Consider the following 14661-nt stretch of genomic DNA (forward strand, 5'->3'; position numbering starts at 1 on the left):
CCCACGATCCCCGTTGAACGGTCCCGCCGACACTCCGTCGGCGGGACCGTTTCACGTTCCGCCCAACGGGCGGGCCGCGGTGATCGCACCGCGTGAACGATCTGCTCGCGCTCGCCCGACCGGGATCGACCGGTACGCCGTCCGAGCTCGCCGAGTACCGCCACAGCCCCTCCCGGTGAGCGGGACGGCGACGTGGTTCACCTGATCAACCCTTCGTTCCGGGGTACCGGATGCGCGACAATGCCCCGGCGATGATTGAGAAATCCGGGCTGGAACTGCTCATCACCGTTGTCGTGGGCGCCGACGACGACCGTTCCGCACGCGACGCGTGCCGTGCACTGCTGCGCCAGGTCGGTGGCCGGATCGTGGAGTCCGGCGACTGCTCCGACGAGGAACCGGGCTGCTGGTCGGTCACCGTCGGCGTGTCGGTGTCCGAACCGGGCGTGCAGGCGGGTCCGGCGGCGCTGGCGCGCGCGGTGCGGATGTTCTTGCGCGAGCTCGGTCCCCGTTACGGCGGGCATCGGGTGGCGTGCGAGCCGCCGACGGCGTGGACGGTGATCGACGATCCGGATCTCGTCGAAGGCCTGGTCTCGGGTGGCGAACGGTTGCTGGTCGAGGCGTGGGCCGGTTCGGAGCTGCCGGGCGGTTCCGATTTCCGGCTCGACGATCCGGACGAGCCCGTCGCCGAACCGGAGCCCGTGCTCAGCGATGTGGACGAACAGGGCAGACCTCGGCCGAGGCTGGAGCTGCTGGTGGACGTGGTGACCGAGCGCCGGGCGGGCGCGGAGTGGCCGGCCCGAGCGTTGGCGAGCCGCTTGTCCAGGCACTCGACGATCACCGACTGGACCGAGCGCCCCCCGATGGTGCGGATAGTGCTGGATCTGGGTCCGTCGCTGGGCGAGCCCGCGGAGATCGTGGCGAACGCGGTGCAGACGCTCGGCGGCAACGGCTGGTCCCGGTTGCGGATGCAGGACCGGTCGGCGGTGTCCCGGTGGTCGGCGGCTCCGACTCCGCCGTCGGGGATCGCCGCGGTGGAGCTCAGCGCGGCCGCGCCGGTGCTCGACTCGGTGGATCGGCAGCCTGCGAGATGACCGGGCGGAGGTCTTCCACGAGTGCTCATCAAGAGCTTCCCGGTGGGAGTCGGGACGATCTTCGCCGCGGTTGCCACCCCTGATCAACATCGCCCGCCCTGCCCGCGAACGGGCTAATGGCGGGCGCTAACTTGTGGATCGACACACCCCGATCAGTTCCCGGAAGGTTGGCCGCACATGGCGAGCGTGGACGATGTTCGCAACGGAGTTGCCCAAGCCAAGGCGAAGGCCGACGAAGCCCTCGGGTCGCTCGAACAGGCACGTGCCTCCTTGGACGACGCGCAGAACATGCTGACCCAGGCCATCCAAGGCAGCGGGCACGACGAGATCCTGCAGGCGCGCAACATGCTGGCGGAGGCGGGTCAGAATCTCAACCTGCTGAAGAGCTCGATCAGCAACAGCATCGAAACGGCCGACGGCTGGGCCGGGCGGCTGTGACGTGTCGTCGCTGACGGAGCTGGTGGCCGCGCTGCGCGACACCGAGGCCAAGCTCGACGAGGCCCGGCAGCAGCTGACCACCGGACGTCGGGCGCTGTCGGAGTCGCAGGCCGCGCTGGCCCGGCTGGATCCGGATCACCCGGAGACGGTGGTGCCGCCGGAGCTGCGCCGAGCCGATGATCAACTGGAACGCACGCTGTCCTCGCTCTCGCACGTGGTCGAGACGTTGCGCGCGTTCGCGATGCGATTGTGAGCCGCCTGCCGGGAAGGCCGCCGCCGGTCGGCGGTAGCGAAGTCGGAACGTGGTGGTCCGCGCCACCACGACCCGTGAACGACAACTTCCGAGTGGTAGTTTCCTCACGGTCTGTAACACCAGGTGCCGAGGTGGGGTGTGCGCAAACGCAACGAGCGGCGTAGCAGCATCGAAACGGCCTTCGAGCACCTGCGGAGCACCGTCGCGACCGCCCTCGGCGCCGCCGAGAACGAGTTCGACCGGGTCTGCGCCACCTACGCCCAACAGGAATTCGCTCAGCGCATCGCCGCCGCCGGGCTGGCCAGGGCCGAGCGGGACCCGTCGGTCGTCGGCGGCGAACCCGGCCCGGCGTTCGACGGAGCGTTGCACGAGGCCCGCGCCGAACGCGAGCAGGTGTTCACCGGCTGGACCGGGCAAGGTCCCGATCAGCTGGCCGCGCTGGTCGCCGAGGCCGCACCGGGCACCGCCGGACGCCAGTGGCAGGAATGGCTGGGCGAGACCGGCGCCGCCGAGGCGAGCGCGGCTCCGCCGCAGCTGTGGCGCATCGGCACCGGCCACGTGCCCGGATCCCCCGACCCGCGCTCGTTCCCGGTGGCCGTACCGCTGCTCGACGAGGCGCACCTGCGGATCACCTCGAGCAGGCAGGCGGGCGAGGCGCGCGAGGCGCTGGTGCAGAACCTGGTGCTGCGCATGCTCAGCCACTACAAGCCGGGCCTGGTGCGCGTGCACGTGTGGGACGTGGCGCAGCTGACCGGGACGCTGCCCGGCCTGTACCCGCTGACGAACGCGGGCCTGCTCACCGCGCACGATCCGACGCGGCTCGGCGAGATGCTGGAGGAGCTCTCCGACCACATCCGCCGGATCCACACCAGTGCGCTCAACGGCGGCCACATCTCGCTGCGGGCGCTGGCGGAGGAGACGGGACGACGCGACGAGCCGTGGCGCGTCGCGGTGCTGTTCGGCGACGGTGAACCGCTGCGCGAGGAACAGCAGCAGCAGTTGCAGCGGGTGGCGCGCAACGGACTGGCCTGCGGCGTGCAGCTGATCGTGGCCGATCTGCCGATGACCGTGAACAGTTCGGTGGAATCGGTGAACCTGCACGCCGAGGACGCCCGGACCAGCATGACCGGACCGGAGACGGTGGTGCGGCTGGACCCGGCGCCGTCGCGGGAAGCGGTGACGAAGGCGTGCTCGGCGATCGCCGCCGAGTTCATCGCGCGCCGCTCGCGGGTCCGCACGTTCGAGGACCTGGTCCCGGAGTCGTTGTGGGCGCAGCGGTCCGCTTCGGGATTGCAGGCGCCGGCGGGTTTCCGCGAGGGCGAACCGGTGAAGGTGACGCTCGGTGACGCGAGTCCGCACACGCTGATCGGCGGGCCGAGCGGATCGGGCAAGACGAACTTCCTGTACTCGATGCTCGGCGGCATGGCCGCGCGGTACTCGCCGGACGAGCTGGAGCTGTACCTCCTGGACTTCAAGGAGGGCGTGTCGTTCGCGCAGTTCACGCCGGGCAGGCGGGATCCGACGTGGCTGCCGCACGCGCAGCTGGTCGGGGTGAACGTGAACGAGGACCGCGAGTTCGGGCTGGCGCTGCTGCGCTTCCTGTCCACCGAGATGCGCACTCGCGCGGATGCCGCGAAGGCGCACGAGGTCACGAAGCTGGAGGAACTGCGCGCCGAGAACCCGGAGGGCCGCTGGCCGCGGATCGTGGCGGTGATCGACGAGTTCCAGTACCTGTTCTCCCAGCGCGACACCGTGTCCGCGCAGGCCACGTCGCTGCTGGAGGACGTGGCTCGGCGCGGCCGGTCGCAGGGCATCCACCTGGTGCTGGCGAGCCAGGACGTGTCGGGCATCGAGGCGTTCTGGGGCAAGCCGGCGATCTTCGAGCAGTTCATCCTGCGCATCGCGCTGCCGAAGGCACGCCGGGTGCTGGCCGAGCAGAACGATGCGGCGCTGGAGCTGCCACGCTGGCACGCGGTGCTCAACCACGAGTCCGGGGTGAAGCACGGCAACGAGGTCGCGCGGATCCCGGACTCGACGACGAAGGGCACTTTCGACGAGCTGCAGCGCCGGTTGTGGGAGATGCGGCCGGAGAGCTCGGTGCCGCCCCGGCTGTTCGACGGTTCGCTGCTGCCCGCGTTGGCCTCGCTGCCGGACTTCACCCGGTTGTCGCCGGATTCCACGCCTGCGAAGGCCCTGCTGGGTCAGGTGATCGACGTCAACGGCACGGCGGCGGTGATGCGGATGGACCGCTCTCCCGGCCGGAACATCGCGGTGATCGGCTCGGTGCGAGTGGACGCGGTGAGCGTGCTGGGTGCGGCGGCGTTGTCGCTGGCCCGCCAGCACCGGACGGGCCAGGTGCGGTTCACGCTGCTGAGCCTGGTCGAGGAAGTCGCGTCGGACGCCGCGGAACTGGCCGAGGCGCTGGAGGGAATGGGCCACGAGGTGCTGATCCAGCATGGGGTGGACCAGGCCGTGAAGATCGTCCCCGAGCTCGCCGCGAAGGTGGACGACCGCGCCACCAGCGAGGGCGCGGACACCGTTCCGGAGTACGTGCTGTGCTACGGGGTCGACGCGGCGCACTCGGCGATGGAGAAGAAGGACCCGAGCACCTTCACCAGCGGCCTCGACCAGCTGCGGAAACTGCTCAAGCAGGGGCCGGAGCAGCGGGTGCACGTGCTGGGCTGGTGGCGCAGCGCGCAGCGGTTGAAGACGACGCTGATGGGACCGGTGGACGAGATCGGCGCGTGGGTGGCGTTCGACGTGCACGGCCAGGAGCTGTCCAGTTTCGCCGCGGGCCAGCTGGTGCACTGGTCGCCGCGGGCTCGGCGCGGGCTGTTCTTCGACCGTTCCGTGCACGCGCAGCCGGAGGTGGTGCTGCCGTTCGACTTGACCGACGCGTCGGCGGCACCGACGGGCGATCGGGAGGACGCGGAATGAGCGAGGTTCCGGCGGCGGCGCGGTACAAGGAGATCATCGCGACGGCGACCAGCGCGGCGGAGCGGATGCGCGAGCACGAGCGGGAGAAGTCGGCTCGGCTGGCGCAGGAGGTCGCGGCGGCCGGGGAGCGGATCACGGAGGCCGCGGAGGTCCGCGACGAGGTCATCGAGGACGTGGAGCGGCGCTGGAAGCACGCCATGCAGGCGTTGTGGGACGAGCGCTGGATGCGGGTGACGCCGATGCCCGCGCCGGAACGCCGGGTGGCTCCGGGCCGCGCGGAGGACCTGATCGCCTCGGTGCAGTCGGCGTACATGACGTTGCGCAGGTCCTTGGAGAAGTCCCGCTGGTCGCCGTCGTTGCGCCGGGGCAAGAACCCGGAGTGATCTTGCCTCTTCGGGCGGACCTGGTTCGATTTCGTTAGCGATACCACCGCGCCGCCGGGAATGATCCGCCCCACCGCGAGGTTTCTCCATCGGGGCGCCATCGCGCACGGGTCACCGGGCGCGGCCATCATGTGGACGGCGACCCTTGCTGCACACTATTTCCGACACGAATCAGTTTCGTATATGGAGGCCAGCGTGACGACCCAGGGACTTCCGGACACCGGCATCGAGATCCGGCTCGCGAGCCGCCCGAACGGCTTCCCGACGCAGGACAACTTCGACATCACCGAAGCCCCGGTGACCGCGCCCGGCGAAGGCCAGATCCTCGTCCGCAACAAGGTCATGAGCGTCGACCCGGCGATGCGCGGCCGGATGAACGACGTCAAGTCGTACGTGCCTCCGTTCCAGCTCGGCAAGCCCCTCGACGGCGGCGCGGTCGGCGAAGTCATCGCCTCGAACTCGCCGGATTACGAGGTCGGCCAGCACGTGCTGCACTACCTCGGGTGGCGCGAGTACGCGACGGTGGACGCCAAGCGGGCAGTGCCCGTCGACGCGGACGCCGCGCCGCTCAACGCCTACCTCGGCGTGCTGGGCATGCCGGGCATGACGGCCTACGTGGGCCTGTTCGAGATCGCCCGGTTCAAGGAGGGCGACACCGTCTTCGTCTCCGGCGCCGCAGGCGCGGTGGGCTCGCTCGTCGGCCAGCTCGCGAAGCAAGCGGGCGCGGCGAAGGTCATCGGCAGCGCGGGTTCGGCGGAGAAGGTCCGGCACATCACCGAGGACCTCGGTTTCGACGCGGCCTTCAACTACAAGGACGGCCCGGTCCGCGAGCAGCTCGCGCAGGCCGCACCCGACGGCATCGACGTGTACTTCGACAACGTCGGCGGGGATCACCTGGAGGCGGCCCTCGACGAGATCAACGACTTCGGCCGCATCGCCGCCTGCGGAGCGATCTCGGTCTACAACGACACCGACCCCTCCCCCGGTCCGCGCAACATGTTCAAGATCGTGAAGAAGCGGCTGAACATCCGCGGCTTCATCGTGATCGACCACGCCGACCTGCGGGAGAAGTTCCAGACCGACGTGGCACCGCTGGTGCGCGACGGCAAGATCCACTACACCGAGACGGTCACCGAGGGCCTGCGCAACGCCCCCGACGCCTTCTTCGGCCTCCTGCAGGGCAAGAACACCGGCAAGATGCTCGTTACCGTCTGATCGCTGCTCGGTTGGCTTTGGTGGTCGGGTAGCGGAACCTCAGTGAGCCTCTCGCTGCGGGATCTTTTTCCCAAGTGGCTCCGCCACGAGGGAAAAAGCTGTCCTCGCGAGAGGCTCACTGAGAACCCGCCGGTGGTCGTTTTCTTGACGTGGGCTATGTGCTTCGCACATACAGGCACGGCCTTCGGCCGCAAGGCAGGCGGGGCTTCGCCCGCCCTTCGCGGACTTCGCCGCCAAAAGCACGGCTACGCCGCAAGGCACGGCCTTCGGCCGCAAGGCAGGCGGGGCTTCGCCCGCCCTTCGCGGACTCCGCCGCCACAAGCACGGCTACGCCGCAAAGCACGGCATTGTTGTCGGCGAGGCGACGATCAAGCCGGTCTGCTCAGGTCAAGGGATCAGCTTGCCCGGGTTGAGGATTCCGGTCGGGTCCACTTCGCGCTTGACCGCGGCGAGGAGCCCCGTGCCGATCGAACCGATCTCCGATTCGAGCCACGGCAGGTGCTCCGTGCCCACCGCGTGGTGATGGGTGAGGGTGCCCCGGCCCGAGTCGTGGCCGGGGACGCGGTGGGTGATGGCGTCCGTGGCCGCGGTCTTCGCCCGCTGCCACTGGCCGATCGGATCGTCCGCGCTGCGGGCCGCCAGCACCGTGAAGTACAGCGAGGCGCCCGTCTCGTAAGCGTGCGAAATGTGGCACATGACGATCGGCGCGCGCCCGTCGCGCTCCAGCTCGCGCACCAGCGCGGCGCGCACCGCCGAGCGCAGCTCGGTGAGCCGGGACCAGCACGTCGCGGTCTCCAGCGTCTCCACGCACACGCCGACGTCGAGCAGCGCGTCTCGCTGCCGCGGACCGGCGAACCTGTTGGCGTGCCAGGCTTCCCCGCCGCGCGGACCGAGTCGCATCGAGCGGAAACCGCTCAGCGCCCGCAACGTCGCCGCACGACGCTGCTTGAGCTCCACACCGCTGGTGGACTCCCAGCCGAGGACCAGCAGGCACGGCTCACTGATCCGCCTGCCCAGCAACAACGTGCGCAGTGCACGTGACTTCACACCGCCGGAGAGCTCCAGCTGCACCGCGGTTTCGTCCACATCGGACATTCGGGTGACGTCGGCGAGCACCCGCTGCTGAGCCAGCGTGCGCACCGCCTCCTGGGCGGACTGCCAGCCGTCCAGCACCAGCGCCTCGTACCGCATCTCGGTGGGCTTGGGCCGCACCCGCAGCGCCACCTCGGTGATGACGCCCAGCGCGCCCTCCCCGCCGACGGCGAGCTGGCGCAGGTCGGGACCTGCGGCCGAAGCGGGCGCGGAGCCGAGCCGCCACTCCCCCGCCGGGGTCGCCACCCGCACGCCCTCGACCATGTCCGCGAACCGCCCGTAGCCCGCCGAGGCCTGACCGGCCGAGCGGGTCGCGGCGAACCCGCCGATGGTGGCGCGCTCGAACGACTGCGGGAAGTGCCCCAGCGTGAAGCCGTGCGCCGCCAGCAACGACTCCGCCTCCGGTGCCCGGACGCCCGCCTGCAGCACCGCGATCCGCGACACCGGATCCACCGAGATCAGCCGATCCAGCCGAGCAAGATCCAGCGCCACGACCGCCGCTTTTCCGCCGCGCAGCGCGGCGACCCCGCCGACGACGGAGGTACCGCCACCGAACGGCACCACGGCCACGTCGTGACGCACGCACACTTCGAGGACCTGCTGGACCTGCGCCGGATCCGCGGGCAGCAACACCGCGTCCGGAATCGCCAGATCCGTGCCGTCGCGGCGACGCACCAGATCGCTGTAGGACAGGCCACCGGCACGCCCCAGGCGAGCGGTCGCCCCGGTCTGCACCTGGTGCTCCCCGAGCAGTTCCGCGAGCTCCGCGCGGGCCTTGTCCGGCAATGCGCCGTCCGGCACGTCCAGCAGCGACGCGGGCGCGGCCGGCGTGGTGACCCCGCCGAGCCCGATGCGCGCGGACAACCAGCGCAAGGCGTGCGCGGGCAATGGGGCCGCACCGGCCCCGGAGGGCGTCCAGCCACCTCGCAGGGTGTGGTCGATCAACTCGCTCACCAGTACAGTGTTACATATGACGTCGCAACGTCACAGCGCTGCAGGCTGGCCGGGACTGCCCGCCCGGACCGCGACGAACCGCGTCGAGGACACCGAGATCCTGCGTGCCACCCGGGACAGCGTGCTCGAACACGGCGTGCGGCGCACCACCCTCACCGAGATCGCCCGCCGCGCCCGGATCAGCCGGATGACGCTGTACCGGCGCTTCCCCGACGTCACCAGCCTCGTCGGAACCTTGATGACCAGGGACTTCTGCACGATCCTGCGGAACTCCCGGGAGCACGAGGGCACCGGCACCGCCCGCGAACGGCTGGTCGTCGCCGCCCTCGAAACCGTCCGGCAACTCCAGGACTCGGCCCTGCTGCGGCAGGTCCTCGACACCGATCCCGAGCTGCTGCTGCCGTACCTCGTCGAACGCCTCGGCAGCACCCAGCTCGCCGCGGAACGCTTCCTGCTGGATTACCTCACCGAAGGACACCTCGACGGTTCGGTGCGCCGCTCCGATCCCGCCGCGCAGGCCAGAGCACTGCTCCTGCTCGTCCAGTCCTTCGTGGTCTCCGCCCGTCTCGCCGCCGAAACGGAACCCGCCGCGATGAGCCGCGAACTCGCCGCACTGCTCGACGCGGCGCTGCGCCCGGCCCCCGCCCGACCAGCCTTCCCGGAGGCCCCATGAGCACCACGCCGCTGCCCGCAGGCTCCCTGCGCGCCACCTCGCTCAACACCGCCCGCCGCGAAACCGAACTGTCCGCGGTGGCCGACGAGACGCTGGACCTGCTGGTGATCGGCGGCGGCGTCACCGGCACCGGAGTGGCCCTCGACGCCGCCTCCCGCGGCCTGCGAGTAGCGCTGGTGGAAGCCGACGACCTCGCCTGGGGAACGTCGCGCTGGTCCAGCAAGCTCGTCCACGGTGGACTGCGCTACCTCGCGCACGGCGACCTGGCGACGGCCCGGGAGAGCGCCGTCGAACGCGACGTGCTGATGACCCGCACCGCCCCGCACCTGGTGCGCACCCTGCCGCAGCTGATCCCGTTGCACGACACCGTTTCCCGCAAGTCCGAGGCGGTGCTCACCGCCGGACTGCACGCGGGCGACGCGCTGCGCCGCACCGCTCGGACACCGATGGCCGTGCTGCCCGCACCGCGCCGGGTCCCCGCCGTCGAAGCGGGCGCGCTCGTGCCGGGCCTGCGCACCGAGGGACTTCGCGGCGGTCTGCTCAGCTACGACGGTCAGCTCATCGACGACGCGCGGCTCGTGGTCGCACTCGCCCGCACCGCCGCCGGATTCGGCGCACGCGTCCTCACCCGCGTGCGCGCGACCGCGCTGGACCGGCACGGCGCCGACACCGTCGATCAGCGCACCGGGCAGCGGCTGCGGTTGTCGGCCCGGGCCGTGGTGAACGCGACCGGCGTGTGGGCCGGGGAACTCGACCCGGACATCAAGCTGCGCCCGTCCCGCGGTTCGCACCTGGTCATCAACGCCGATGCCGCCGGGATCACCGCAACCGCGCTGACCTTGCCCGCCGAGTCCGGACGGTTCCTGTTGCTGCTGCCGCAAACCGACGGCACCGCTTACCTGGGACTCACCGACGAACCCGTGCACGGCCCCATTCCCGCCGTACCGGAAGTCCCGGAGTCCGATGTGGACTACCTGCTCAACGCGGTGCGCGGTGTGCTCGGTGCACCGCTGGGCCGGGAGCACGTGCTCGGATCGTTCGCCGGACTGCGGCCGCTGCTGGACGAACCAGCGGGCAAGCGCAAAGCCGCCTCCGCCGACCTGTCCCGCAGGCACGCGGTGCGCACCTCGCCGGACGGCGTGGTCACCGTCGTCGGCGGCAAGCTCACCACCTACCGGCGGATGGCCGCCGAAGCCGTGGACACCGCGGTCCGCGCCGCCGGGCTTCCCGCAGGCCCCTCCCGCACCACCGCGGTGCCGCTGGTCGGGGCCGCGGACCGGGCGCAGCTGCACCGGACCGAGGCGGCGCCCGGACTCGTGGCGCGCTACGGCACGGAAGCCGGCCGGGTCGCCGCGCTCGCCGAACTGGACCCGGACCTCGCCGAGCCGGTCGCGCCCGGAACCGAGCTCACCGCCGCCGAAGTGCTGTGGGCGGTGCGGCACGAAGGCGCGCTCGACACCGACGACGTCCTCGACCGGCGCACCCGTCTCGGGCTGCGCCCGGAGCTACGGGCGACGGCGCTGCCCGTGGTCACCGCCCTCGTCGACAAGGCCCTGCACGGCCTGCTCGACTGAGGCGCCCGCGCCGCACGATCCGGTCGGCGGCCTGCGTGATCGAATGGGCGTGCCCCGACCTTGAGAAGTACCCCGAACCGGACCGACCCTCGACCTCGTCAGGCACGATGATTCGCAAGCGGTACCGGACCGGAGGAGGCGTTGCACGTGGCGGACAGCGGCCTGGAGATCGACCACATCTCCAAGCGCTACGGCGAGACCATCGCCTTGCGGGACATGGCGTTCACCGTCGGCGCGGGCGAACTGTTCGGCTTCGTCGGCAGCAACGGCGCGGGTAAGACCACCACCATGCGCATCGCGCTCGGCGTGCTCGCGGCGGACTCCGGTGAGGTCCGCTTCCGCGGCGCACCGCTCGACCTCGACACCCGCAGGCGCTTCGGCTACATGCCGGAAGAACGCGGCCTCTACCCGAAGATGAAGGTCGCCGAACAACTCGCCTACCTCGGCGAGCTGCACGGCATGAGCCGCGACGACGCGCAATCCGCCGCCGTGCACTGGGCCGACCGCCTCGGTCTGCGCGACCGCCGCGACGAGCAGGTGCAGCGGCTCAGCCTCGGCAACCAGCAGCGGGTGCAACTCGCCGCGGCCCTCGTCCACGAACCGGACGTGCTGGTACTCGACGAACCGTTCTCCGGCCTCGACCCGGTCGCCGTCGAAGTGATGAGCGACGTGCTGCGCGAAACCCGCGACCGGGGCATCCCGGTGCTGTTCTCCAGCCACCAGCTCGACCTGGTGCAACGGCTCTGCGACCGGGTCGGCATCGTCGCCGCCGGACGCATGGTCGCGAGCGGCACGGTCGCCGGCCTGCGCGAACAGGGGCCGGCGAAGCTGGTCGTGCACGCGCCGCTGGCCACCGCCGGGTGGTCCGACGGCCTCACCGGGACGCGCGTGGTCGACGTCCGGGACGGGCGCACCACCCTCGAACTCGACGAGGGAACCGACGACCAGGCCGTGCTGCGCGCCGCGCTCGCCACCGGACCGGTGCACGAGTTCCGCCGCGACCGGCCCGACCTCACCGACCTGTTCCGCACCGTCGTCACCGAGGAGCGTGCCGCGTGAGCCCGCTGCGCATCGTGTGGACCGTCGCGCGCCGCGAGGTCAACGCGCGGATCCGCACCCGATCCTTCCTGATCAGCACCGTGGCCATCCTCGCCATCCTGGTCGGCTACGCGGCGCTGATGTTCTTCATCGGGCAGCAGGGTGCCACCTCCAAGATCGGGTTCACCGGCCAGGCGACCGCCGTCGCCGCTCCGTTCAAGAGCACCGCAGACCGGCTCGGCACCACCATCCAGGCCACCCAGATCCCGGACCAGGCCGCCGGGGAGAAGCTCGTCTCCGACGGCGAACTGGACGGCCTCGTCGCCGGAGCACCGGACGCGCTGAGCCTCATCGTGCGCACCGCACCCGACTCCGCGGTCCGCACCGCGCTCGACGAGGTCGTGCGGCAGCAGGCGCTCGACGCCGAACTCGCGATGGCCGGGATCGAACCCGCCGACGTGCACTCCGTGCTGGCAGGGGCGCACGTGGACGTGCGGACGCTGGAACCCGCCGACCCGCAGCGCGCCGAACGACTCGGCATGGCCGTCGGAGCCGGGGCGCTGCTGTACTTCTTCCTGATCATGTTCGGCCAGGCCGTCGCGCAAGGCGTCGTGGAGGAGAAGACCAGCCGCGTCGTGGAAATCCTGCTGTCCACCATCCGCCCCACCCAGCTGCTGGCGGGCAAGGTCCTCGGCATCGGGCTCGCCGGACTGGTGCAGTTCGTGCTGATCGGCGGGCTCGGCCTCGCCGCGGGCGTCGGCTCCGGCGCGCTGGCGCTGCCGTCGACGGCGCTGATCGGAACCATGCTGTGGACGCTGCTGTGGTTCCTGCTGGGCTTCTACCTGTACGCCACGGTGCTGGCCGCCGCGGCCTCCCTGGTGTCCAGGCAGGAGGATCTGCAGAGCGTCGTCAGCCCGGTGATCATGGTGCTGGTGGTGCCGTTCGTCGTCGGCGTGAGCGTGCTGCCGACCGACCCGGAAAGCTCCATCGGAGCCGTGCTGTCGCTGATCCCCGGATTCGCACCGGTGCTGATGCCGATGCGCACCGCGCTCGGCGTCGCCGCCCCATGGGAATGCGTGGTGTCGGTGCTGCTCAGCATCGCCGCCATCGCCGCAACGTTGCGCCTCGGCGGACGCATCTACGCCAACGCCATCCTCCACACCGGCGCCAGAGTCAAGCTCCTTGACGCTGTTCGGTGGGGGTGAAGGGGTCTTTTTGCTTTGGTGGTCGGGTGGCGGAACCTCAGTTGGTCTCTCGCTGCGGGATCTTTTTCCCTAGTGGCTCCGCCACGAGGGAAAAAGCTGTCCTCGCGAGAGACCAACTGAGAACCCGCGGGTGGTCGGCTTTATGACGTGGGCTATGCGCTCCGCGCATACAAGCACGGCTTCGCCGCAGGGCAGGCTTGCTTCGCAGCCCAACTGCACGGCTTTGCCGCGAGGCAGGCTTGTTTCGCAGCGCTTTGTCGGCTTTGCCGCTGGCAGGGCAGGCTGAAGCGAAGGACCTTTCCCACCAGGGGTGATCACCTGGTGGGCGGGGTCAGCTCAGGGAACGGAGGGCTCGGGTGCGTTCCGCTCGGGCGGCGAGTTCGGCGCTGTCCGGGTAGTCGACGCCTACCAGGGTGAGGCCGTGGGCGGGTGCTACCGCGCTCGTGCGTTCGGCGGAGCCCGCCAGCTCCGCGGGCCAGGCTCGGCCCCGGCGGCCGTCCCCGACCAGCAGCAGCACGCCCACCAGGCTTCGCACCATCGAGTGGCAGAACGCGTCCGCGCTCACCCGGGCCACGATCAGATGCTCCGCGACGCGCTCCCACTCGAAGCGCTGCAACTCGCGCACCGTCGTCGCACCCTCGCGCAGCTTGCAGAACGCGGCGAAATCCCGCAGCCCCAACAACTCCTGCGAAGCCGCGTTCAACACGTCCACGTCCACCGCGCGGTTCCACGCCAAGGTGTCCCGCCGCCGCAACGGATCCACGCCCCACGGCGCGTCCGAAACCTGGTAGCGGTAGTGCCGCCGCAGCGCCGAGAACCGGGCGTTGAACCCCTCCGGTGCCACCTCGGCAGACCGCACCCGCACGTCGCCCGGCAAGATGCGGTTCCACCGGTGCACGATCCGGTTGAGAACCGGAATCCCTTGCGCGTCAACGGGAAACCGCGCCTCGGCCGCGGAGCGGAACGGGACCGCGTCCACGTGCACCACCTGGCCGTCGGCGTGCACGCCCGCGTCCGTGCGGCCCGCCACCACGACCGACCGCGCTACCTCCCGGCCGGGCGGTTGCTTCGCCAGCGCGTCCTCCAGGAGACCCTGAACCGTGCGCTGTCCTGGCTGCTTCGCCCAACCGGCGAAATCCGTGCCCTCGTAGGACACGTCCAAGCGAAGACGAACGAACCCGCCCTCCCCGGAAGGAGCGACGGGCTCGTTCGATGCGTCAGAAACCGGAATCAGGACTCGTCCTTCTTCTCGGCCTCCTCGGCCTTTGCCTCGGCGGCGTCGTCGGCCTTGGCCTCGACGGCCTCGGTCTCGACCGCGGCGGACTCCTCCGCAGCCGGGGTCGCCTCGGCGGCCGGCTCGGCGTCCTTCGCGAACTTGGTGCCGCGAGCGGCCTCCGCCTCAGAGGTGACGGTCTTCTCCGTCACCAGGGCGATCACGGCCATCTTGGCGCTGTCACCGCGACGCGGCATCGCCTTGATGATCCTGGTGTAGCCGCCCGGCCGCTCCGCGAAGTGCGGACCGATCTCGGCGAACAGCTTGTGCACAACGTCCTTGTCGCGGATGGTCTTCATGACCTCGCGACGGTTGTGCAGGTCGCCCTTTTTCGCTTTGGTGATCAGGCGCTCGGCGAGCGGCCGCAGCCGCTTCGCCTTCGCCTCGGTTGTCGTGATCTTGCCGTGCTCGAACAGCGACGTGGCCAGGTTGGCCAGCATCAGCCGCTCGTGCGCCGGCGACCCGCCGAGACGCGCTCCCTTGGTGGGGATGGGCATCGCTTGCTCCTCTCAAGGCGCGGATCGGGTGGCCCTCC

13 protein-coding genes are annotated in these 14661 nt (G+C 70.8%); 10 read left to right on the plus strand and 3 right to left on the minus strand.

Going from position 1 to position 14661, the window contains the following annotated elements; translation table 11 throughout:
• Positions 1-251 precede the first annotated feature (251 nt).
• The 6 genes from H2Q94_RS27725 to H2Q94_RS27750 all read left to right on the plus strand — a co-directional run bounded on the left by H2Q94_RS27725 (position 252) and on the right by H2Q94_RS27750 (position 6317).
• Positions 252-1091 (plus strand): hypothetical protein, encoded by an 840-nt coding sequence (locus H2Q94_RS27725; RefSeq protein ID WP_243790087.1) that lies wholly within the window; start codon positions 252-254, stop codon positions 1089-1091.
• A 177-nt stretch (positions 1092-1268) separates the two neighbouring features.
• Positions 1269-1529, plus strand: coding sequence for a hypothetical protein (locus H2Q94_RS27730; protein ID WP_243790088.1), 261 nt, complete (start codon positions 1269-1271; stop codon positions 1527-1529).
• Position 1530: 1 nt separating this feature from the next.
• Positions 1531-1782: a hypothetical protein gene (locus H2Q94_RS27735; protein WP_243790089.1), complete on the plus strand. Its 252-nt coding sequence runs from the start codon at positions 1531-1533 to the stop codon at positions 1780-1782.
• A 138-nt stretch (positions 1783-1920) separates the two neighbouring features.
• Positions 1921-4719, plus strand: coding sequence for an FtsK/SpoIIIE domain-containing protein (locus H2Q94_RS27740; RefSeq protein ID WP_243790090.1), 2799 nt, complete (start codon positions 1921-1923; stop codon positions 4717-4719).
• Positions 4716-5102 carry a hypothetical protein gene (locus H2Q94_RS27745; RefSeq protein WP_243790091.1) on the plus strand — a complete coding sequence of 129 codons (387 nt, stop codon included), beginning with the start codon at positions 4716-4718 and terminating at the stop codon, positions 5100-5102. The genes H2Q94_RS27740 and H2Q94_RS27745 overlap by 4 nt, the downstream gene beginning before the upstream one ends.
• 195 nt (positions 5103-5297) lie before the next feature.
• Complete coding sequence (locus H2Q94_RS27750; RefSeq protein WP_243790092.1) at positions 5298-6317, plus strand: NADP-dependent oxidoreductase; 1020 nt, start codon at positions 5298-5300, stop codon at positions 6315-6317.
• Positions 6318-6704: 387 nt separating this feature from the next.
• Here H2Q94_RS27750 and H2Q94_RS27755 read toward each other — a convergent pair whose 3' ends face one another.
• Positions 6705-8363 carry an FAD-binding oxidoreductase gene (locus H2Q94_RS27755; RefSeq protein WP_243790093.1) on the minus strand — a complete coding sequence of 553 codons (1659 nt, stop codon included), beginning with the start codon at positions 8361-8363 and terminating at the stop codon, positions 6705-6707.
• Between the two features lie 16 nt (positions 8364-8379).
• Between H2Q94_RS27755 and H2Q94_RS27760 the strand changes: the two genes are divergently transcribed.
• The 4 genes from H2Q94_RS27760 to H2Q94_RS27775 all read left to right on the plus strand — a co-directional run bounded on the left by H2Q94_RS27760 (position 8380) and on the right by H2Q94_RS27775 (position 12853).
• Positions 8380-9036 (plus strand): TetR/AcrR family transcriptional regulator, encoded by a 657-nt coding sequence (locus tag H2Q94_RS27760; RefSeq protein WP_243790094.1) that lies wholly within the window; start codon positions 8380-8382, stop codon positions 9034-9036.
• Complete coding sequence (locus H2Q94_RS27765; protein ID WP_243790095.1) at positions 9033-10610, plus strand: glycerol-3-phosphate dehydrogenase/oxidase; 1578 nt, start codon at positions 9033-9035, stop codon at positions 10608-10610. Before H2Q94_RS27760 ends, H2Q94_RS27765 begins: the two co-directional genes overlap by 4 nt.
• Before the next feature lie 147 nt (positions 10611-10757).
• A complete protein-coding gene (locus H2Q94_RS27770; protein WP_243790096.1) occupies positions 10758-11669 on the plus strand; it encodes an ABC transporter ATP-binding protein in 912 nt (303 codons plus the stop codon).
• Complete coding sequence (locus H2Q94_RS27775) at positions 11666-12853, plus strand: ABC transporter permease (RefSeq protein WP_243790097.1); 1188 nt, start codon at positions 11666-11668, stop codon at positions 12851-12853. The genes H2Q94_RS27770 and H2Q94_RS27775 overlap by 4 nt, the downstream gene beginning before the upstream one ends.
• Positions 12854-13184: 331 nt before the next feature.
• Here the strand turns inward: H2Q94_RS27775 and truA are convergent, their stop codons facing one another.
• Positions 13185-14015, minus strand: coding sequence for a tRNA pseudouridine(38-40) synthase TruA (gene truA / locus H2Q94_RS27780; protein ID WP_243790098.1), 831 nt, complete (start codon positions 14013-14015; stop codon positions 13185-13187).
• A gap of 68 nt (positions 14016-14083) precedes the next feature.
• On the minus strand, positions 14084-14623 hold the full coding sequence (rplQ, locus tag H2Q94_RS27785) for a 50S ribosomal protein L17 (protein WP_243790099.1): 540 nt from the start codon (positions 14621-14623) through the stop codon (positions 14084-14086).
• Positions 14624-14661: the final 38 nt, after the last annotated feature.

The sequence above is a fragment of the Saccharopolyspora gloriosae genome, from assembly GCF_022828475.1.
In the GTDB taxonomy this organism is placed as follows: domain Bacteria; phylum Actinomycetota; class Actinomycetes; order Mycobacteriales; family Pseudonocardiaceae; genus Saccharopolyspora_C; species Saccharopolyspora_C gloriosae_A.